Genomic DNA, 21,882 nt, shown 5'->3' with positions numbered 1-21,882 from the left:
CGAGGGGCGGTTGCGACTGCGGCCCTGAGCCGGCCGATGCGGCCGGTGGCACGTGTGAGGCTGGTGTGGCGGCACTCATGGGCGTGATGCCTCTCCTTCTCGCGATGCCTGCTCATCTCGTGGAGTCCGCGGTTCTCGTGATGCCCGCGGTTCTCGATGTCGCGTTGCCTCCGGCGGTGGCTGCCGGGTTGCGTCCCGCGACGGCTCTGGTGGCGGTACCTGTCCCGGCCCCGGTCCCTGTGCGTGTCTTCGGTCCTGCCTGCCCGCGCGCCCGCGTACCCGCTGCGGTTGGGGGGCGCCGGACGTGGCGGGCTCCGCCGTGACCAGGGGCAGGAACCGTTCCCGGTAGGCGTCGCGGTGTGCGTCGGCCGCCGGGCCTCCGGCTTCGACGGGCGTGCTGCCGGGCCGGATGGCCGCCGGGTCGAGGCCGATCGCCGCGCCGCCCCACGCCGCCGCGCCCAGTGCGGGCGCCTCCGGCTCGGCGCAGATCTCGGTGGTCCACGGCGTGACGGCGGCCTTCAGCGCCGTCCAGGTGCGCTGGCGTGTGGAGCCGCCGAGCAGCGTCACCGCCTGCGGTGCCGTACCCGTCAACTCGGCCTGTACGTCGGCCATCCAGCGCGCCTGGTACGCCGCTCCCTCCAGCAGGGCCAGCGCCAGATCGGCGGGACCGTGACCGGCGCCCATGCCGTGTACGGCGAGCCGCGCGGACGGGTCTGGGCGGGGGGCGCTGCGGCCCTGGAGATAGGGCTCGACGGTGATGCCGCTGGGCAGGGCCGGTGCCTGACCCGGCACACGCCGCCCGCAGTCGGCGACGAGCCGCGCGAACTCCTCGTAGCGGGCGGCCAGTCGGGACGTACGCCGCCCGGAGCCGCCACGCGCCGTACCTTCCACGGCGTTGCCGTCCGGCGTGCTCTGCTCGCCCACGCCGAGGAAGCGTTCGCAGAACCATTCCACCAGCGCCCCCGAACTGGCCATCCCCGCAAGGGTGATCCAGTGCTCGCCGTCGGCGTGCCGCCCCCACGACATCCCCTCGGCCGCCGCCGAGGAGCGGTCCGGCGGAGCGGCCGAGACCGTGAGCACCGCCTCGGCCGTGCCCATCGAGTCCGCCGCCAGGCCCGCGTGCCTCGCGCCCGCGATCCATGCGCCCACGAGGTGGTCGTGTCCGGCCACGACGACCTGCGTACCGGCACGAAGTCCCAGGCGGCGGGCGGCACTTCGGGTGACGGCGCCGACGGGGCGGCCCGGCGGATGCACATGCGGCATCTGGGCGGGCGTGAGCCCGGCCTCCGCGAGGAGCCCGGCGCTCCAGCGGCCCAGAGCGGCGCCGGCCGTGCCGGGTTCCCACGCCATGCTGCGCTGCGCGAACGTGGCGTCGGTGCCGACCCTTCCGGTCAGCGCACGTGCCACGAGGTCCGCGGCGCCCGCCCACTGCCGCATGCGGCTGAGCCGTTCCGGATGGTGTTCACGCAGCCAGCACCAGCGTGCGAGGGGCACCTTGGCGCTGGGCAGTACGCCTGTGGCCGCGTGGAGTTCGGCCTCGCCCAGGCGTCTGCGCAGCGCTTCGGCGTGCTCGGAGGGTGCCGGGTCGTTCCACGCCATCACGGGGCCGATGGGCGCGCCGTGCCGGTCCAGGGGCACGCCGGTCTCGGCCATCCCCGTCAGTCCGATCGTGTCGGGCGCACGGCCTTCCGCGCGTACGCAGTCGCCCAGCGCGTCGAGTGCCGCCGCCGTCAACTCTTCGGCGTCATGGGCCAGTCCGTCCGCCTCTCGTGGTGTGGCCCGGTGGGCACGTGCGAGCACCTTGCCGTCCGGTGTGCACAGCAGGGCCTTGCAGTGGGTGCTGCCGACGTCGATTCCGGCGAGCAGCGGCGTACGGCCACGGGGGGCGCGGGGGGTGGTTCCGATGCGGGAGTTCGTTTCGCTTGTCATGTCACCTCCTCCCCGTCCTTACCCTTCGGCGCCCTCCCCTCCTCCACCGTGGGTCCGTCCGTGGGGTTCGGTCCGTCACGTCCGGGCCCAAGTTCCGCCTGTCAGGCCGCAGTCGGCGGAAGTCGAGCGAGCAGGCCGGGGAGGTTTCGCCCACCGGCCGGGGGCCGGGCCACGCTGGACGCCGTCCGCCGGTCCCGGGGTGTCTCCTGCGCGTCGTGCCGCCGTCACCCGCGCTCCCCCGCCCAGGGGCTCAGCGTCCCGCTGCGTGCCACACGTGCGTACCAGTGGCCGCTCTCCTTGATCGTGCGCCGCTGCGTCTCGCGGTCGAGGTGTACGAGCCCGAAGCGCGGCCGGTAGCCCATGGCCCACTCGAAGTTGTCGATGAACGACCAGTGGTAGTAGCCCTCGACGGGTGCGCCCGCCTCCAACGCCCGGTGCACCGCGAGGAGATGGGAGTGGAGGAAGCGGATGCGCCGCTCGTCGCGGACGGCGCCGTCCTCGCCGGGGCCGTCGCCGAAGATCCCTCCGTTCTCCGTGATCATCAGCGGAACGCCGGGGTAGTCCCGGTGGAGCCGTATCAGCAGGGCGCTCAGCTCACCGGGGACGATCTCCCAGCCGAGGTCGGTCCGTGGCACCCCGGGCCTTCCGGGCTCCACCTTCCAGGGCCATGCCCCGCCGTCAGCGCCCGCGGCCTGCCGGTCGCGGGCGCTGACGATGCGCCGCGTGTAGTAGTTGACGCCGATGAAGTCGCTGCCGGAGCCGATGGTCTCCATGTCCGAGTCCCGTACGAAGTCCAGTTCGCCCGCGGCTCGTTCCCAGTGCCGCCGCATGTCCTCGGGGTAACCGCGGCCGTGCACGGCGTCGAGGAACCAGCGGTTGACGTAGCCGTCGGAGGCGTGGGCCGCGGCACGGTCCGCCTCGCTGGCGGGGTCGGCAGGCGTGTGCGGGAACAGTGCGTGTGCGACCCCCGTACGGGCGTCACGGCCCGCGCGGGGCGCGGCCATCCCATGTGCCAGCAGCAGATGGTGCATGGCCTTCACCGAGCCCGCCAGGTCCCTCTCCCCCGGTGCGTGCAGCCCGAGTTGGTGGCCCAGCAGCCCGGCGATCCACGGCTCGTTGACGGTGACCCAGTCCCGTACGCGGTCCCCGAAGGCGTCGAAGCACACCTCGGCGTACTCGGCGAACGCCTCCGCCGTCTCGCGGGCCCGCCACCCGCCGCGCTCCTGGAGCGGCTGCGGCAGGTCCCAGTGGTAGAGGGTGACGAGCGGGCTGATGCCGTGTTCGAGGAGGGTGTCGATGAAGCGGTCGTAGTGCGCCAGGCCGCGCGGCTCGACGCGTCCCGTGCCGGACGGCACGATGCGCGGCCAGGCGATCGAGAACCGGTGGGCGCCGACGCCCAGCCGGGCCATCAGCGCGATGTCGTCGGAGGCACGCCGGTACATGTCGCAGGCCACGTCGCCCGTGTCGCCGTTCTCCACCGCACCGGGCACCCGGCAGAAGCGGTCCCAGATCGACTCGCCCCTCCCGTCGGCGTCCGCGGCGCCCTCGACCTGGTACGCGGATGTGGCGGTGCCCCAGCGGAACTCCCTTGGGAAGCGCAGCGGTTGCTCCCGGTCAGGGCCGGAACCTTCGCCGGTGCGCCCGTCCGGTTCCGCGTCCGGTTCCGCGTCGACGTCGGCCTCCCGCTGCGGGCCGCGCACCGGCTCGCGTGCCGGCTGCCGGAATTCGGGCATGCTCCGCGCCGTCTCGCACGCGTACAGCAGCACCCCGGCCGACCACGCGTGGGAGAGCGTGAGCAGCATCCCCTTCGCCTGGAAGCACTCCGTCTGGTAGAAGCGCTCGCTGACCATGCCCCGGTAGGCGTTGAAGTCGCCGTCACGGCGGGCGACGAACTGCCGGAAGCAGTCGAGGTTCTCGCGTGCCGAGCGCAGGTAGTAAGGATCGCCGAGATGCCGCGCCAGCCGCACGGTCTCGGGCAGGCAGATCAGCCCGAAGGCATGCAGATGCTGGTTGGAGGGCGACGCCTGGTCCGCTCCCCGGGTACGGAAGCCGTAGCGCCCGAGGAGGGTGTCCTCGGGGAAGTGCACGTCGTAGGTGTAGCGGAAGGTCAGTGTCCAGTCGGCGGCGTGGCGGGCGAGTTCCAGCCATCGGGCGTCGCCTGGGTCGGCCTCGTACAGCAGCGTGTAGGCGATCAGCGCGTTGTAGCCGTCCTCGGAGGTGGGGGCGAGGGAGACGTCCTCCGGTGCGCCGCAGAGGAATTCGGCCCGTACGTCGGCCGCGTGGTGCGCGCCCGCGCGCCGCGCGGCGTCCAGCAGCGAGGGTTCGCCCAGTGCGCCCGCGGCCTCGGCGAGCGGCGCGATCCAGGAGAGCCCGGCGCCGCCCCGGTGGTCCAGCGCCTCGCCCGTGCGGCTGTCGAGTGCGGCGGGCAGCCGTCCCGTTGCGGTGTCCTGGCCCGCTGCCGCCGCCGCGAGGTTGGAGCGCACCGCACGCTCCCACCGCGGATGGTCCCTGCCGCCTGCCCGTTCCGCGACGAGGGCGCGCAGCAGGAAGAGCGTGGCGTCGGCGAGTGTGCGGGAGTGCAGCCGCCTGCTGTCGGGATGCCAGCCGTGTGCCCAGCCGTTCTTCCTCGTCCACTGGCCCCAGAAGGTGCCGCCGGGTGTGAGGTTCCCGGCGATGTGGTCGAGCACGCCGACCGCGGCGTCCGCCTGCTCGGCGTCGCCCGTGCGGCGTGCGTGCAGCAGCAGGGCGTGCGCGTAGGGGACGCCGCTGATCCAGGAGACGTGCATGGCCTGCCTGTCGCCGCTCTCCCCGAGCGCTTCGCGGTCGAAGGCGGCCGTCTCCAGCAGTACGGGCGGGTCGGGGCGGTAGTGCCAGCGGTGCAGCCCGTACGCGGTCAGTTCGGCGGCCTCCTCCAGGCTCACCCACGCCGCGGGGGCGTGCCGCCGCGGGTCCTGGCCCGTCGCGCCCTGGCCCGCAGCGTCCTGGCCCGTATCCGAGGTGCGTTCGTGGTGGGCGCGCAGCACCGGCGCGTAGGCGTGCGGGTCCGCGTCGAGGAGGTGGACGGCGAAGCCGAGGGTGTGGGACTCGCCGGGCCGCCACAGATGGGCGGGGGTCTCGGCGGGCCTGGGTTCGGACGAGCCGTAGTAGCTGACGGGCTCCTCGCGGTACGGGGCGTGCAGCCGCAGCGCGGGCCGCCCGCCGGGCAGCAGCGCGAAGCCGACGCCCGACTCTCCCAACGGGCCGTGCTCGGCGGCGAGTACGAGTGCGCCGCCGCCTTCGCCGTCGCGGGCGAAGACGGCCGGGGTCGCGCAGCGGTCCGCGCGGAACGACCAGGCGTCCCACGTCATGGACGCCGCGTCGCGCACGCCCGCCTCGTAACGCGGGTACGGGCGTGTGCAGTCGGGCAGCCTGTTCTGCCTGTAGAAGACGCCGGGGACGAGCCAGCCCGGGTCCTCGCCGTCGAGGGCGCCAAGGCGCAACTCGGCCCGCAGCGCGGCCCTCACGGAAGTGTCCGCGGTGCGCCGCACGGTAAGCGAGGCGTCGCGTGACTCACGGGCCTCGTCACCGGCGTCCGGTGCCGTCAGCCGCAGCTCCGCGGCGAAGCCGTGTGCCTCTCCGCGTACGGCGACGCTGCCGTCGCCGTGCCGTACGGTCTCGGCGGCCGGGACCGGCAGGCAGTCGCCGTCCTCCGTCAACACCGCCACCACGTAGGGGACTTCGGCCTGGCCGCCCTGCCCGGCACGGCGCAGCACCAGGCCGCCGCCGGACTCCTCCTCAGCGCAGCTCGCGGGCACGCGTGTTCCATCCTTCCACTCGTACGGTGCGGCCCTCCTCGCCCGCGGAACGCCAGGTGACGGGCACCCGTACGGACTCGCCGGGCAGCAGGTCCAGCATGTTGTCCCCGAAGACGGCCCAGCCCTCCGCCTCGATCGGGCGGGCGTCCGTCAGATACAGGCCCAGCGCCGCGGGACCGCCGAGATGCCTCAAGTGCACGGCGCGCAGCCCCGGTTCGGTGATGGTCTCGATGCGTGCCGCGGGCAGGTCGAGCAGCGGGGCGAGGTCCCCGGTGCGGCTGTGCACCCAGCGGCTGGTGGCCAGGCTTCCGCCGTCCGCGTCGCACAACTCCAGGTGCAGAACGAAGAGTTCACCCGGCAGGGATGCCAGCGGCGCGGTGAGGACCCCGGCTCGGGCGGCCGGTACGCAGGTCGCCGGGCCCTCCGCCGAGGGTTCGCCTACGGGCAGCTCGCATGCGGCGTGCACGGTGCCGTCGACGTCGGCGAGGTGTGCCCGTACCGTGCCGCCGCGCACGGTCTCCCCGGGCGACTGCCGCTGCCAGGACCACAGTTCGGCGGTGAACGTGTCGCGCCCGGCCCACGCCTGCGTGGGGAAGCGTGCGCACACGTGGGCGGGGCGATAGGCGCGGCGCACCCCGTGATAGGCGGGCTTTGGGTCGCCCCGGTGGTCGACGGCGGCGGTGCACCAGGCGTTCGGGAACGGCTCGTCGAACTGCCACGGTATGCAGCCCGACGCTCGTGGCGCCCTGCGCAGCGTGGCCTCGACGGCGTACCGCAGCCCGTCGTACTGGAGTTGCTGGCTGGCGCGGCGCATCGTCGCCACGTCCGCGGGCCGCCCGCCGAACGCCCCACGCACCAGGGGCGTGTTGTTCCACCAGGCCCCCAGATGCTCCATCACGGGGTTGTCGCGGCCGGTGGGCCAGTGCGCGCCGGGTGGTACGACGGCGTCCCAGGTGCGGGTGTGGGCCATGCCCTCCACGCCGAACTCGCTGTGGAGCAGGCAGATTCCGCCGTCGTAGAGGTCCTGCTGTGCGCCGATGCCCTGGTGCTCCCACGGCCCGTGCACATCGTGCTGTCCGTGCTCGCGGGACTCACGGGGCTCGGGCTCGGTGTGCTCGCGGTGCTCGGTGTGCTCGCCGGGCTCGCGGCGCTCGGTGTGCTGATCGCTCGTCCGGCGGTCGTCGTGCGCCCCGTCGTGCGCCCCGTCCGCGGTTCCCGAGCCGTACGGGCCCTCGCCGCCGCCACGGAAGAGGAAGTCCCGCCCGGAGGGCGAGCCGGGCAACCAGGCCCGCGTCGGGTCCACTTCGGCGACGGCGTCCGCCAGCGCCGCGATCGCAGGGGAGTCCGCCTCCGCCAACGGCCTTGCGGCGGCGGTGTCATGGAGCTCGTTGCCCGGACCCCACACCGCGAGCGAAGGATGGTGGCGCATCGGCGGCAGCAGCTCCCGGGCCTCGCGGGCCAGCAGCTCCACATACGCCGGGTCGGCGCACGGCACCGAGTCGATGCCGGAGCTGGAGAGGCTGAACTCCTGCCACACCAGCAGCCCCAGCCGGTCGCACAGCTCGTAGAACCCGTCGCTCTCGATCAGTCCGCCGCCCCAGACACGCAGCAGCGTCACATGGGCGTCCGCCGCCAGCCGCAGCAGATGCTCCAGGCGGGCGGGACGCGGCACGCCGTAGAGGGCGTCCGCGGGGACCCAGTTCCAGCCCTTGATGTGGATGCGGCGGCCGTTGACTTCGAGGGTGTAGGGCAGCGCGTCGTGCGGCGCCCCCGGGTTGGCCACGAGGCGCAGCCCGCGGAAGCCGGTGCTCGCTCTGCGGACGGGACCCACTTGGTTCCCGGCGGTGTCCGCCAGGCTCAACTCGACGTCGTACAGGGGCTGTTCCCCATGGCCGTTGGGCCACCAGAGTGCCGGGCGCGGCACGGTCAGCTCCATCGTCGACTCGCCGCCTCCGACGGGCACTTCGCACCGCTGCTCGGCGACGAGCGCCCCGTCCGGGCCGTGGACCGCCGCATGCAGCACGCCCTCCGTCCCGGCCGCCGCCTCGACGGCGACCTCGGCACGGATGAGGCCCTCGGCGGCCTCGGCACCGCCCTCCTGTGCGCCCGTTCCTCCTGTTCCTCGCAGTTCCGCGCCCACGGCGGCCGACGCCAGCCGCAGCGGCCCGGCGACCTCCAGCGTCACCGGCCGCCAGATGCCCTGGTGGATCATCCGGGGGCAGAAGTCCCAGCCGTAGTCCATGCGGCTCTTGTGCGTACGGACCCTGTCGGTGCGGCCGACCTGCGGCTCGCTCGGCGGTGCGGGATGGACGGCGACGGCGAGCAGATGCGGCTCGCCGTCTCGGACCTGCTCGGTCACGTCCACCTCGAACCGCGTGAACATCCCCTCGTGCCGGGCGACTTCATGCCCGTCGAGCAGCACCGTCGCGTCGTGGTCGACGCCTTCGAAGCACAGCAGCGCCCGCCGGCCCTCGCCCGGAGGGCCGTGCGGCAGGCGCAGCGTGCGGCGGTAGAGCCAGGTGCGCTGCGGCACCCACTCGGCGGCGAGGCTCTGCGTCCCGTGGTACGGGTCGGGCACCTCGCCCGCGCGACGCAGGTCGTCCAGTACGGAGCCGGGCACCCGCGCGGGGTGCCAGCCCGGTTCGCCCTCGGGACGGCCGGGCCCGCACAGCCAGCGCCAGGTGTCGCCGAGGCAGCCGCGAAGCTGCCAGCCGTCGCCGAGCGCCTCCCGGTACCCCCGCGCGTATGCCTGCGGCTGCTCGTGTGCCCGGAGCGTCATTCGGTAGACGCGCCTTCAGCGGGTGCCTCGGCGGCCTCGGAGGACTCGCCAGGTCCCTCGGCCGGGGCCTCCTCCGCGCTCCTTTCCGGAGCGAACTCCAGCAAGTCGGTCTCGACGACGGGCAGTCCGGAGTCGGACGGCACCCGGAACGTCTTGATCTCACACGGCCCGAACGCTGCCTCGATCGTGCGCCCGCCCAGCATCGGCAGGGTGATACGGGCCTCGGCGTCGCGGCCCGCGGACTCATAGGCACGTACGACCAGATCGCCGCCGCCGTCCTCCGCGCCCTTGACCACGGTGACCACCACGCTGCCCCCGCCGTCGTCGGCGTTGGAGACGCGCTGGGCGACGGGCCCTTCGTGGAAGGTCTCCAGCAGCGAGAACGCGGGCTGGTTCAGCTCGGCCGCACGGCGCACCGGGTCGGCCGCACGCCAGTCGCCGCCGTGCGGGATCAGCAGCGTGCGGAAGTGCTGTACGCCCTGGTCCAGATACTCGTAGATGCCGTCCGGGTCGAGCTGCTGGGGCTCGTGCCAGGCGTAGACGGGGCTGCGCAGCGCGGTCATCCCGATCTCACCGCCGAGCACGTCGTGCCCGTACTTGCTGTCGTTGGCGACGGAAAGCCCGGCGCGTGCGCCGTCCGGCAGGCTGCCGGTGACGTCCACCCACGCCTGTGCGGGCTCCTCGGTGCCGTCGGGGGTGCGCTCCAGATGGCCGTAGGGGATCTCGTGGGTGGCGGTGACGTCCGAAAGGGCCGTGGGGAAGCGGAGCTTGAGCAGCTTCAGCTTCTCCTGCCAGTTGACGCGGGTACGCACCTCGACCTGCCGTGAGCCCGCGGAGAGCACGAACTCCTCGGCCAGTTCGGAGCGTTCGTAGGCGCTCTCCACGCGCAGCACCGCACGCACCGGGCCGTGCTCCACGAGCCGGACGCGGGTGCAGCGGAAGACTCCGGCGACGTCGTCGTAGGAACGCACCCGGTGGCCCCAGGTGTCGGACGGGTCGTCGACGACGACGGCGTGCGGGCCGGGTTCGGGCGGCAGCAGCTCGCAGCCCTGGTCCTTGGCGACGAGCGAGCTGAGCCAGCCGGTGGCGGGATCGATCTCCAGCCGCAGATGCTCGTTCTCCAGGGCGCTCTCGCTTGCGCGTACGGGTCCGGGGGCAGCGTTCCCCGCCGTCTCCCCCGCGGCCTCTGCCGGGGGCACCGCGCCGGGCAGCAGGTGGTAGACCCGGTGACCGAGCGGCGGCACCGAGGCCCGGAAGGCGATGCGCCGCCTGTTGCCGGCCATGGTGGCCTCGCTGCGGGTGTGCTGTACCGCTATGGGGGCGCCTTCGTCGTCGGTGAGGGCGGCGCCCGCCGCGTGCAGGTACTCCGCCTCCACGTCGGCCTCCAGCTCCCACGGGTGCGGGTTGAAGACGACCAACGGCTGCGTGTGCTCCGGCTGTCGGGGCAGCGGGATGTGCACGCGACGGGAGATGGCCTGCACGGAGCGGTTGAAGATCTCGGCGGCGAGGGAGCGCGCACGGCCGTAGTCGTCGCGGGCGTCCTCGTAGGCGGAGCGCAGCGACGTACCGGCGAGGATGTCGTGGAACTGGTTGAACAGGACCAGCTTCCACGCCTCGGCGAACCGCTCGTGCGGGTACTCCTCGCCTGCCACGGCACGGGCCACGGACGCCCACTTCTCGGCTCGCTGGAGCTCGTTCTCGGCACGGCGGTTCCACTCCTTCACGCCCGAGTGGGACGAGTAGCAGCCGGGGCCGTGGTGCTGTAGCTCGCCGCGGTGCACGGGGAACCGGTCCCTGTCCGCACGCTCGCGCAGCCGGGCGAAGTACGCCTCGGGGTGGCTGAGCAGGAGGTTGGGCAGCCCGTCCATCGAGTGCAGCCGGTGGATGCTGTCGATGTTGGCCTTGGTGGGGCCGCCGCCGTGGTTGCCGACTCCGTAGAAGACCATCAGCTCCGGTTCGCCGGACGGCATCAGGCCGAGCGCCTTGTCGAGGTGTCCGCCGAGGTCCCGGGGCGGGGTGCAGTACTCGTTGGGCAGCCGGTAGGCGAGGACCCGGGAGCCGTCGGGGGACTCCCAGTCGAAGAACTGGCCGGGCAGTTCCTGCTCGTGCGGTCCGGGCCGCAGGAACATATAGCCGTCCATGCGGGACTTGCGCAGGAGCTGCGGCAGCATCGCGTTGTGCCCGAAGGGGTCGACGTTGCAGCCGACGGTGGAGGCCGTGCCGAACTTCTCCAGCAGATACCGCTGCCCGTACAGCGCCTGCCGTACGAAGGACTCACCGGAGGGGATGTTGCAGTCGGGCTCGATCCACCAGCCGCCGACGACCTGCCAGCGGCCCTCCGCCACGCGCTCGCGGATCGTGGCGAAGAGCTGCGGGTCGTGGCGTTCGATCCACTCCAGGTACATCACGGAGTCGCAGGTGAAGACGAAGTCGGGGTACTCCTCCATGCGGTCCGCGGCGGAGCGGAACGTCGCGCGGATCTCCTGAAGTCCCTCGGGCCAGCGCCACAGCCAGACCGGGTCGATATGGGCGTTTCCCACCATGTGAAGGGTCCGCTCGGACCCCGGGGTGCTGGTCATGCGGTCGTCTCCAGGGGCTCGGTGCCGGTCTGCGGGGGCTCTTGCAACTCCCTGGACTTGTGGGCGCCTTGGGAGTCTCGGGTCGGGGCTTCGGTGTCCGCCGCCCACGCGTCGGCCTGCTCGCTGAGCAGATGCAGCAGCGTCAGATGCATCTCCTGGATGCGGGCGGTGGTCGTGGACGGTACGACGAGGCTGTGGTCGGCATGGGCGGCCGCGGGCATGCCCTGCTGTTCGCCTCCGCAGAACAGCACGGTGACCGCGCCCGCCTCGCGTGCCTCGGCCAGGCCGCGTACGACGTTGGGCGACCTGCCGGAGGTGGTGAAGCCGATCACCATGTCGCCGTCGCGCACCAGCGCCCTCACCTGCCGGGCGAAGAGCTCCTCGAAGGAGTAGTCGTTGCCGATGCACGAGGTCACCGACGGGTCGGTGGTGAGCGACACGGCGGGCAGCGGTCGCCTTTCGCGCAGATAGCGTCCGATCAGTTCGGCGGCGAGATGCTGGGCGTCCGCGGCGCTGCCGCCGTTGCCGAAGGTGTAGAGACGGCCGCCCGACCGGAAGACCTCGATCAGCCGCTCGGCGACCGTGCCCAGCAGGGGCAGCAGTCCGCGGGTGCGTTCGGCCGTTTCGAGATGGTCGGTGAGCTGCCGGCCGGCCGTTTCGTACGGCGGCGCGGTCGGTGATTCGGCCATGTGTCGGTCTCGCTCCACGTGTGGTGTCTGTCGATCTGTTCGGGCCTGCGAATACGGGGCCGTGGTCCGGGAGTCGGCGGGAAGACGGGGTGCCTTCACGGGGTATGGGCTGCGGGTTACGGGTTGCGGCCGGGAGCCGACGGGAGGCGAGGCGCCCGGCTCATGGAACGGCGGTCACAGCGGCGCGGCCGGCTGCGTGGGCAACTGCTCGTGCTGCGGCAGCCGTTCGAAGGCGACGGCGGCGGCGCCGAGCAGGCCCGCCTGTTCGCCCGCGGACGCGGCGACGACGCGTGCCGCCGAGGCCGCCGGTCCCATGGCGAGGCGCGCGACGGCGTCCCGCACCGGTGGCAGCAGCAGATCTGCCGAGCGCGTCACCCCGCCTCCCAGGACCACGAGTTCGGGTTCGAAGAGGTTGACGATGGAGACGAGTCCGCTGCCGAGCGCCTCGGTCGTCTCGTCCCACACCCGGACGGCGACGGGGTCGCCCTCGCGTACTGCGTCGGCCACGTCGACCGCCGTCAGCGGCTCCACCCCCGCGAGCGACGTCCGCTCGCCCTCGCGGGCCGCCAACTCGACGGCCTCCGCGGCCCGTTCGGCGATGGAGGTGCCCGACGCATACGCCTCCAGACACCCCGTGCGTCCGCAGCCCGCGCAGCGGCGCCCGTCCGAGCGGACGGTGACGTGGCCGGGCTCGCCGCCGTTGCCCGCGGCGCCGCGGTAGGTGCGGCCGTCGGCGATCATGCCGCCGCCGATGCCGGTGGAGACGGTCATATAGAGGAGGTTGCGTGTGCCGCGGCCCGCGCCGAAGCGCCACTCCCCCGCCGCACCCGCTGTGCCGTCGTTGTCGAGGACGGCGGGCATCCCGTAGGCGTCCTCCGCGAGCCGCGTGACGGGGATGTCCTTCCAGCCCGGCAGATGGGGCGGGGCGATCAGCACGCCCCGCACCGGGTCGAGCGGTCCGCCGCAGCCGATGCCGGTGCCCAGCAGCGTCGGCCGGCCGTGCCTCCGTCCGTCCGCGCGGTGCTCGTCCGGCAGCTCGTCCAGCACCTCGCGGCCGAGTGCGAACAGCCGGTCGAGGCATGCCGCGGGCCCGTCCGCCACCCCCGTCGGGCACTTGGCGTACGAGAGCACCTTCCCGTCCGAACGCACCACGCCCGCCGCGAGTTTGGTGCCCCCGACGTCGAGGGCGAGTACGGCCCGCGAGGCGTTCTGGTCTTCCTGCCGGTCCGATGCCAGTGCCATCAACCCTTCCGTCCCTGTGTCGCGATGCCCTCCACGAAATGCCTCTGACAGAGGAAGAACGCGATGATCATGGGTACGGTGACGATGACGCTCGCGGCGGCCACGACCTCCCAGCGCATCTCGCCCCCCTCCCCGAACTGGTCGAGCACCGCCTTCAGTCCGCGCGGCACCGTGTACAGCTCCGGGTCTCGCAGATACACCAGCGGCCGTACGAGGTCCGTCCACGACGCGTGCACCTCGAAGATGAAGGTGACGACGAGCGCGGGCTTGCACAGCGGAAGCGCGATCCGCCAGAACATTCCCCAGTAGCTCGCCCCGTCGATGCGTGCCGCCTCGAACAGGTCGCGGGGCAGGCCGAGGAAGAACTGGCGCAGCAGGAAGATGTAGAAGGCGCTGCCGAAGAGGTTGGGCGCCCACAGGGGGATCTGGCTGCTGGCCAGGTGGAGCCAGTTCCACACCAGGTACTGCGGGATCATCAGCACCACGGCGGGCAGCATCATCGTGGAGATGACGAGCCCGAACAGCGCGTTCCTGCCCGGGAATCGGAAGTAGGCGAAGCCGAAGGCGACGATCGCGCTGCTGACGGTGACGGTGACGGCCGCGGCGAGGGTGACGACGACGCTGTTGCCGACCCAGGTCAGCAGGGGCACCTCGTCCCAGATGCCGGTGTAGTTCTCCCACTGGAAGACGTGCGGGATCAGCACGTTGTCGAAGACGCTCTCCGACGGCTTGAGCGAGGCGCTGACCAGCCACAGGAACGGATAGATGAAGACCACGGAGATCGCGGCGAGCGCGATGAGCCGCAGGGTGCGGCCGACCGGCCCGGCCGTCTCCCTGGGGTGGCGCACCCTCCTCGGGCGGGCCGTGCGCGCCTCCGCGGACGCGTCGGCGGCGGACGGGGCGGAAGCGGGCGCGCCCCCGGGTGGCGTGGTGAGCTGTGTCATCGCTCCTCACCCTCGTAGTAGACGAACCGCTTGCTGAGCCGGGCCTGGACGAGGGTGATCGCGAGTATCACCAGGAAGAGCAGCCAGGCGAGGGCGGAGGCGTATCCCAGGTGCATGTACTGGAACGCCTGCTGGAAGAGGTGCACGACGTAGAACAGCGCGGCGTCGTTGCTGTACGTCTGGGAGTTGGCGGAGCCGAAGAAGGCCGTGTACGCCTCGGTGAACGTCTGGAGCGACGCGATGGTGTTGACGATCAGCGTGAAGAACAGCGCGCCCGAGATCTGCGGCAGCGTCACATGGACGAACGCCTGGCGGCGGCCGACGCCGTCGATCTCCGCGGCCTCGTACAGCTCCTGAGGGACGTTCCTCAGCGCCGCCAGATAGATGATGACCGTGGAGCCGACCGACCACAGGGTCGTCAGCACCAGACCGGGTTTGATCCAGTCGCCGTCCGTCGTCCAGCTCGGCCCGTCGATGCCGACGAAACCCAGGACCGTGTTGATCAGGCCGACGTTGCCGTTGAACAGCAGCAGGAAGAGGATGCCGACGGCCACCGACGGTGTCATCACCGGCAGATAGAACAGGGTGCGGAAGAAGCCCGTGGCGCGGCCGACGCGCAGCAGCAGCATGGCGAGCGCGAGTGCCACGGCCATCGACAGCGGCACCCTCAGCACCGTGAACACCAGGGTGTTCATGAGGGACTTGGCGACGGACGGGTCCTCGAAGAGCTGCCGGTAGTTCTCCATTCCGACGCCGCGCGGCTCGCTGATGCCGTCGTAGTTGGTGAACGACAGATAGAGCGTCGCGATCATCGGCCCCGCGGTGAGGACGACGAATCCGAAGATCCACGGGGAGAGGAATCCATAGGCGGCACGCGTCTCGCTGCGGCGCCATGAGGCACGCCAGCGGCGGGCACGCTCCCGGCGGTCGGCGGGGGCTGCGCCGGGCACGGGCGCACCGCCGGTCCGTCCTGCCGTGCCGGTCGTCGCTGCGGTGCCGGTCCTCGCTGCCGTACCGGTACGGCCTGCCTCGTCGCGGCGGGCTTCGTCAGTCGGGCTGGGCACGGTCGTCACCTCCGCCCCTGGTTCGCTATGTCGAGGGCGCTCTGTGCCTCGCCCTGGGCCTCCTCCAGCGCCTGCCTGGGCGTCTGGTCACCGGAGAGGACGCGGTTGCACGCGTTCTGCCAGGCCTGTTTGAACTCCGAGCCCGCGGCGTTCGCCGGGACCGCGAAGCCCTCGGCCTGGATGTCGTAGAGGCGCCGTGTCGCGTCGTCGAACGCCTTCTTTCCGCTCGGCTTCCACACCTTCGACTCGATGATCCGGTCGGCCTCCAGGTTGCCGGTGAAGTCGCCGGTGTAGACGGCGTCGTGCGAACGCACCTCCTCCGCCTTGGTCTTGGCGGCCTTCACCCAGGCGCGGGTGGAGGTCATGGTCTTGATGAAGGTGCATGCCTCGTCGACGTGCCTGCTGCCCTTGGGTATCGCCCAGCCCGTTCCGGAGACGTAGTTGACGGGCTTGCCCTCGCGGTCCTTCACATAGCCGCTGCCGAGGTCGACCTGCGGTGAGGTGTCGCCGAGCACGGCCACGTACCAGTCCTCCATGGGGTAGGCGCCCACCTGGTGCCTGGCGAGCTGATTGCCCTTGCCGAACTGGTCGAAGGAGTCACGCAGCGCCTTGAACTTCCCCCAGCCGCCCTGGTCTTCGATCAGCTTCGCCGTGTAGGTGAGGGCCTCCACCACGGGCTCGCTGTCCAGTCGCGCGGTGCGGCCGTCCGGGCTGAGCAGGGAGCCGCCGTTGGCCCGTACCCACATCGGGAAGAACTCGGGGATCTTCGGGTCGAAGCCGATACGGGTCAGCTTGCGGCCCTGCGACTGCTTCAGCTCCGAGGTGAGCTTGCGCAGTCCCTTCAGGTCGGAGGTGTCCACGTCCTTGTCGGTGGCACCGTGTCCGGCCTTCCTCAGCACGGACGCGTCCATGAGGAGGATGCGGCTGTCGAAGCTGTCAGGCATTCCGTAGATCTCGCCGTCGAGCGTCGTCTCCTTGATCGCCGACTTCTGGTACTTGCCGGTGTCGACGTGTTCCTTGCGCAGGCATTCGTTCAGCGGGAGCAGCGCGCCGCGGGCCGCGTAGCCGCCCATCAGCGTGCGGTCCATGTTCACGACGTCCGGGGGGTCGCCGGCGGCCACGGCGGAGAGGAACTGCTGCTCGTCGAAGGCGCCTTCGTTGATCTGGAGCTTCATCCCCTTCGGCGCGAGCGCCTTGCGCGCGTCGTCGATCCGGGACGTGGCGATCGCGTCGCCCAGCCCGAAGCCCATGGTGGTGAACGTGCCGGAGCGGTCGTCCGAGACGCTCGCACCGCCGCATGCGGTCAGCGGCAGCAGCAACAGCACGGCGCAGCAGGCCGCGCCGGTGCGCAGCGGTCCGTGCGGTGCGCGCGGCGCGGGCAGGCGCCGGAGCCAGTGCGGGAAGCGGCGTCCCGGCAGGAGTCGTCCCGGGCCGCGCCTCCCCCTGCGGGAGGGCGTCTGCCCTGGTGGTGCCGCCATGTTCTCTCCTTCGAGCGTGTGGCCGACACGGCGTGGCGGGAGCTGGATGAGGGCGTGGGGGTGGTGGCACGAGCCATGCGTACAGCGTGTGGCATCGATGCCACATGAGAACGTAACCACACCCGGGGGGCCCGTCAATGCATCGGACGGGCGCACTTGTCCGAGGGAGCGGTGCGGTGGTCCTGAGGTCGGCTGCCGGGTCAGCCGCGCGCCGGTGGCGCGGTCGAGCCTCGTACGACCAACTCCGGCTGGAGGATGTGGGATTGGGAGCGGGACGGGCCGCCGCCGGTGCGTTCGAGCAGCAGCGCCGCCGCCCGCCGCCCCATGTCGTAGACGGGCTGGCGCACCGCCGTCAGCTTCGGCTCGACCATGCGCATCCACGTCTGGTCGTCGAAGGAGACCACCGAGTAGTCCTCCGGCACGGCCGCGCCGCGCTGCTTGAGCACCTGCCAGACCAGTTCGGCCACGACGTTGTTCGCGGCGAAGACGGCGGTCACGTCCGGGTCGGCGTCCAGCAGGGCCGCCACCGCGCCGGCGGGATCGCGCCCGCCGTCGCCGGGGTCGCCGGAGTACGTGTCGGCCATGTCGTCCGGGCCGCCCGTGCCGTCCTCAGCGCCCGTACCGCCCGCATCGTCCTCGTCGTCCGTGCCGGGCCGAGGCCCCAGGCGCAGCCCGAGATCCAGTACGCGCCTGCGCGAGTACGGGACGCCCGCCTCACGCAGAGCGGCCCGGTACCCCTTCAGCCGGTCCTTGCCGGTGGCCCACTTCGTCTCGTCCACGACGACGGCGATCTTCCGGTGGCCCAGTTCCAGCAGATGCTCCACGGCCGCGCGTGAGCCGCTCTCGCTGTCGATGGCGACGGCGTCGCAGCCGCGTACTCCCGAACGCCGGTCCACCTCCACGACGGGCGTGCCGTGTTCCACAAGCACCTCGGTCGCCGGGCGGCCGACCGGTGCCAGGAGCACGCCGTCCGCGCGCATCGCCAGGAACGCCCTCGCCCCGTCGGCCGCCCGCTCCTCGCTCCCGTGGTCGTCGACGAGCACGACCTGGTATCCGGCCGCCGAGAGGGTCTGTTCGACGCCGGCGGCGAGCTGCGCGTAGAACTGGTTGCGCAGATCGGAGACGAGCAGCCCGATCACCCGGCTCGAACGGCCCTTGAGCGTACGGGCGGAGACGTCCGGCACATAGCCGAGCCGCTCAGCGGCGGCGCGCACCCGCTCCCTGATGTGCTCGGCCACATAGCCGTGTCCGCCCAGGGCGCGGGAGGCCGTGGAGCGCGAGGTGCCCGCTTCCTCGGCGACCTCGTGCAGCGTGACGCGAGCACGCTTTCCCCCGTTGCGTGCGCGTGCGTTGCCCATGTGCTCTTCTCTCAGCTCCTGGTCTTCCGGCCGTCCTCGGCGTCCGGGGCGCGGGCGGCCTGCCCGCCCGGTCCGGCCCGGCCGCCTTCGCGCCACCGTGCCCACGACCGACGCAGCGCCGCGTAGTCGTCCTCCGCCAACTCCTCGCCCGTGCGGTCCAGTCGGGAGACCACGTAGAGGGCGGGCACGCCCAGCTCGTGCTTGACGGCGCAGTACTCGCGCCACTGTTCACGGTCGGGTGCGCACCAGTCGTCGGTGTCGATCAGCAGCCCGGGGCAGGCGGCTTCGGCGACGGCCGCCCGCAGACGCATCTGCGGCACGATCCGCGCGTACGGGTCGGGGTCGTCGAGGCGCAGCATGTCGTTGAGCCGGATCATATCGGTGACGTCGGCGAACGCCGGGTGCGGCGTATGCGTGACGACCAGCGCATCGGGCTTCGCGCGCTTCGCGGCGGCGTGGATGACGGCGAGCTGCCGGTGCAGCAGCGCGATGCCCCAGTGCGGCCCGTGGGAGACGAGGCTCGCGCCGGAGGGCGTGTCCGCCGTGAAGTCGATCTTCAGTCCGTCGGCGCCGAGCCCGCCGGGAGCGGGCGACAGCATGCGGAGGATGTTGCCGTCGAGCAGGCGCCGAGCGCCGGGGTGGTCGGGGTCGAGGGCCACGGGGCGCCCGTCGGGGGTGCGTACGCACAGCTCGTCCGGCACGCCCTCGGTGGCCCACGCGCGCCACCACAGCAGCACCTTCCGGCCTTCGGCGTGGCGCTCGCCGATCCAGCCGCGCAGATCGGGCCACTTGGCCCGGTCGGGTTCCCAAGAGCCGTACGCACGCTGCCACTTGTCGTCGACGACGACCGTGCCGGGGTCGAGGCCGTGGGCGTCGAGCAGTGCCAGATGGGCGTCGTACTCCTGCTGCGTGCTGAGGTCCGGCGCGGGGCGCCGGGTCTCCTTCGCACGCGCCGACTGCGCGCCCCAGCCGCAGAACATCGGCTCCCGCCACCAGCCGGGCCGCCTTGCGGGCGGGCGGTCGCGGCCGGGGGCCGCCGCCCAGCCGTGTCCCGAGAGCCATTCGCGGTGGGCGCGCAGCCCGGAGTACGGGTCGGGATGGCCGGGGGCCAGCAGCACCGCGGGCGAGGTGAACGCGGCCTGCCCGGCGTCGCCTTCGGCTGTGCCGTCCTCGCCGCCCCGGGCGCCGTCGGGGTGCTCGGTACGTGTGTGCCCCTCGTAGTCCAGCCGAAGGTGGAAGCCCGAGTCGGAGGGGACATAGGCGAGTTGTGTGAAGGTGAGCCGGTCGACCGGGTCGCCGAGGCCGATCGTCCACCAGTCTCCCGGCGCGGACGGATCGTCTCCGGCGGGGTTCGACAAGTCGGTGTCGTCCGGCAGTTCCTCCTCCGTGAGCGCGAGGCACAGCGGCGCGGGGGTGAAGAACCAGTGGCCGCGACCGGGCCGCGCGTCCCCGTACGCGCCGACGACCGCGCTCTCCCCCGCGCCACGGGTCAGTCGCCGGGGTGGTCCGGGATTGGGCGTGAAGAGGGTGCGCCAGTCATGGCCGCTGGGCCGCAGACCGCCGCCGCGTCCGCCGAGCGCGGCCCGTACGGCGAAGGGCAGCACCGACGTCACCCGGCCCGATCCCGTTACCTCCCAGCGCAGTTGGGGCCCGCGGGGTGTGCAGTCGATACGGGTGACGGCGTGGCGCCATGCGGTGCTGCGACGGCTGACGGTGACACGCGGCCAGGGGTGCGGAGGTTCGCTCTCCAGGTGCGGCGCGCAGACCGAGAGCGTCTCGTCGTCTGCGCCCAGACGGTCCACGGCGCCGGCCAGTTGGAGAAGCAGCGGCGCGCCATACGTCGCCGTGCGGCGGCCTTCCCCGGGCCGTGCGGCATCGTCGGGGGGCTGCCCGTGCGACCCATACGGCTGTTCAGGGCGTTCGTGGGCCCGCCGGGCGGTCAGCCGCGCCGTCAGTCCTTCGGCGGCGACGGTCAACTCGTAGGCGGGTGCGATGACTTCGACGCTGCCGTCCGCTCCGTACGCGGCGTGGACGGCGTCGTCCCCCAGGGAGCCGTCGGGGCGGCCGTCCGCGGCCCGACCGCTCGCGGGCTCCTGGTGCGCGGTGCTCATCGGACGCTCACCAGCGCCTCAGCCTGCTGGCCCAGCCGCATGCGTCCGACCGTCAAGTCCACGGCCACGCGCCGCCGTTCGGCAGCGGCGGCGGCACGCGGCACCCGCAGCAGGAATCGCACCGCCGCCTCGCCGCTCGGCGGCAACTCCACCTGGCGTAGCGCCGGTTCGGCGTCCCACCCGTCCGGCACGCACAGCGTCACCTCGGCCGTCTCCCGCCGCGGGAAGGGATTGCGTACGGCGGCTTCGAGGGACACCGTCCCACCGGGCGGCACCGCGCTGCGATACGGGTCGATGCGCGCGGCGAAGCCCTCGGCGCCCAAGTCGACGTCGCGGGGCAGCAGTTCGCGGTGGAGACGGGCGAGCCTCTCGCCCTCGGCGAGCAGCATGTCCAGATAGTCGTCGCCGACCTCGAAGGGCGCCCAGTGGCCGCTGATCATTAGCTCGGGCCGCAGCTTCCGGTACAGCTCGGCGCTGTGTACGAAGTCGTCGATGCGGAACCTGTTGCGGTACTGGTAGTTGAGGAGTTCCGGGCGGATGCCCGGCTCCCATTCGGTGCTCTGCTGGTCGCCCGTGGCGATGACGGACCGCCCGTCGGCGGTGAAGGAGTACGCCGCGGCGTAGAGGGTGTGGCCGGGCAGCTCGTGCACGCCGATCTCGTACTCGCGCCAGCGCAACGGAGCACCCCCGGGGGCCAGTTCACGGTCCACGGGGATCGGGTCGTACCACAGGCAGGGCAGGTCCCAGCGCTCCGGCGACCGGAGCACGGGCGCGATGTGGGACGGCGAGTACACCTGGGTGCCGTGCACCTCGCGCAGCAGGTTGAACCCGGCCACATGGTCGTCGTGGTAGTGGGTCGGCAGCGCCACCTCGACGCGGTCGACGCCGTGCCGGCGGCGCAGCGCCTCGATGGACGCCAGCAGCGGGCGCCGTGAGGAGCGGTCGCCGCCGCCCGCGAGACCGGTGGTCAAGTCGTAGCCGAAGTCCAGCAGCAGCGCGGTGCCGTGGTCGGAGAGCAGGGCGTAGGAGTTGGCCATGCTGGTGGTGTTGCGCAGCAGGTGCGGTGTGACCTCGCGCCAGGGGTCGCGGAGCTTCCCCTCCGGGTCCCATGGGGTGCGGCGTCGCATGTCGAGCAGTTCCTGCAACGCGCGGCGGGCGCGTGCCACGGCCGCGGGCGGGTCGGTGACGATGTCGCCGTGCGAGGGCAGCAGCAGCTCCGGCTCGCGTTCGAGCACCTGCATGCTGGAGAGCACGGTGGCGGCCACGCCCTCCATGCCGGCTGTCTCGTGGAAGCCGGTGTAGGCCCACTGGGTCGCGGCGAGCGACCATACGCGGCCCTCGCCGTGAACGAGGTCGCCGGTGAAGGCGAGGCGCCGCCCGCCGATGTCCACGAAGTAGCCCACGGAGCCGACGGTGTGGCCGGGCAGCGGGTGGGTGTAGACGTCGAAGGCGCCGTAGCGCTCGGTGCGGTACTCGGCGACGGTGCCGGTGACCGGCACCTGCTCCAGCAGCGAGTAGCGGTCCTGGCGTACGTCGTAGTCGTTGTCGAGCGGGCGGGTGCGCCAGTGCTCGTCGACCCGGGCGATCAGATCCGCCTCGACGGGCGGCACCCAGATCCTTATGCCCGCGGCGACGGCACGCGCCAGGCCCTGCACCTGGTCGCGGTGGTGATGGGTGACGAGCACGTCGGTGACGCGGTCGACGCCGAACTCGCCGAGGCGGTCCAGCACATCGCCGCTGCCGAAGTCCACGAGCACCGCCTGCCGGGTGTCCCGGTCCCGCAGGACGTAGACGTGGCAGGTGTCCTCGTGGAGGAAGACGTCGTCACAGATACGGAGCCCCACCGCGGTTCCCTTCCGGGACCGGCGGCGCGCACCCATGGCATCGATCCCATGTGGGAACGATGCCATTCGCT

The 21,882-nt window shown here is 72.4% G+C and carries 12 protein-coding genes; all 12 read right to left on the bottom strand.

The features are described from left to right. Positions 1 to 75 precede the first annotated feature (75 nt). On the bottom strand, positions 76 to 1,929 hold the full coding sequence (locus MMA15_RS25765; protein ID WP_241062550.1) for an FGGY-family carbohydrate kinase: 1,854 nt from the start codon (positions 1,927 to 1,929) through the stop codon (positions 76 to 78). A 224-nt stretch (positions 1,930 to 2,153) separates the two neighbouring features. Continuing rightward, positions 2,154 to 5,723, bottom strand: a complete 3,570-nt coding sequence (locus MMA15_RS28345; protein WP_241062549.1) for a GH1 family beta-glucosidase — start codon at positions 5,721 to 5,723, stop codon at positions 2,154 to 2,156. Next, a complete protein-coding gene (locus MMA15_RS25755; protein WP_241062548.1) occupies positions 5,704 to 8,502 on the bottom strand; it encodes a glycoside hydrolase family 2 protein in 2,799 nt (932 codons plus the stop codon). The genes MMA15_RS28345 and MMA15_RS25755 overlap by 20 nt, the downstream gene beginning before the upstream one ends. Further along, the gene (locus MMA15_RS25750) at positions 8,499 to 11,081 is read right to left on the bottom strand and encodes an alpha-mannosidase (protein ID WP_241062547.1); all 2,583 of its coding nucleotides are present in this window, start codon (positions 11,079 to 11,081) and stop codon (positions 8,499 to 8,501) included. Before MMA15_RS25750 ends, MMA15_RS25755 begins: the two co-directional genes overlap by 4 nt. Beyond that, complete coding sequence (locus tag MMA15_RS25745; protein ID WP_241062546.1) at positions 11,078 to 11,770, bottom strand: D-sedoheptulose-7-phosphate isomerase; 693 nt, start codon at positions 11,768 to 11,770, stop codon at positions 11,078 to 11,080. The genes MMA15_RS25750 and MMA15_RS25745 overlap by 4 nt, the downstream gene beginning before the upstream one ends. A gap of 174 nt (positions 11,771 to 11,944) precedes the next feature. Then, positions 11,945 to 13,012: an ROK family protein gene (locus tag MMA15_RS25740; RefSeq protein ID WP_241062545.1), complete on the bottom strand. Its 1,068-nt coding sequence runs from the start codon at positions 13,010 to 13,012 to the stop codon at positions 11,945 to 11,947. Next, positions 13,012 to 13,956: a carbohydrate ABC transporter permease gene (locus tag MMA15_RS25735; RefSeq protein WP_241062544.1), complete on the bottom strand. Its 945-nt coding sequence runs from the start codon at positions 13,954 to 13,956 to the stop codon at positions 13,012 to 13,014. The genes MMA15_RS25740 and MMA15_RS25735 overlap by 1 nt, the downstream gene beginning before the upstream one ends. Beyond that, positions 13,953 to 15,020: a carbohydrate ABC transporter permease gene (locus tag MMA15_RS28340; RefSeq protein ID WP_241062543.1), complete on the bottom strand. Its 1,068-nt coding sequence runs from the start codon at positions 15,018 to 15,020 to the stop codon at positions 13,953 to 13,955. The genes MMA15_RS25735 and MMA15_RS28340 overlap by 4 nt, the downstream gene beginning before the upstream one ends. A gap of 5 nt (positions 15,021 to 15,025) precedes the next feature. After that, on the bottom strand, positions 15,026 to 16,498 hold the full coding sequence (locus MMA15_RS25725; protein ID WP_241062542.1) for an extracellular solute-binding protein: 1,473 nt from the start codon (positions 16,496 to 16,498) through the stop codon (positions 15,026 to 15,028). A 200-nt stretch (positions 16,499 to 16,698) separates the two neighbouring features. Then, positions 16,699 to 17,856: a LacI family DNA-binding transcriptional regulator gene (locus tag MMA15_RS25720; RefSeq protein ID WP_241062541.1), complete on the bottom strand. Its 1,158-nt coding sequence runs from the start codon at positions 17,854 to 17,856 to the stop codon at positions 16,699 to 16,701. Positions 17,857 to 17,867: 11 nt separating this feature from the next. Further along, positions 17,868 to 19,967, bottom strand: a complete 2,100-nt coding sequence (locus MMA15_RS25715) for an alpha-amylase family protein (protein WP_241062540.1) — start codon at positions 19,965 to 19,967, stop codon at positions 17,868 to 17,870. Next, a complete protein-coding gene (locus tag MMA15_RS25710; protein ID WP_241062539.1) occupies positions 19,964 to 21,811 on the bottom strand; it encodes an MBL fold metallo-hydrolase in 1,848 nt (615 codons plus the stop codon). Before MMA15_RS25710 ends, MMA15_RS25715 begins: the two co-directional genes overlap by 4 nt. Between the last annotated feature and the right edge of the window lie 71 nt (positions 21,812 to 21,882).

Origin of the sequence: Streptomyces marispadix (assembly GCF_022524345.1) — a bacterium.
Taxonomy (GTDB): Bacteria; Actinomycetota; Actinomycetes; order Streptomycetales; family Streptomycetaceae; genus Streptomyces; species Streptomyces marispadix.
The sequence above is the reverse complement of the archived record's forward strand: the minus strand, read 5'-3'. Positions and strand labels throughout refer to the sequence as shown.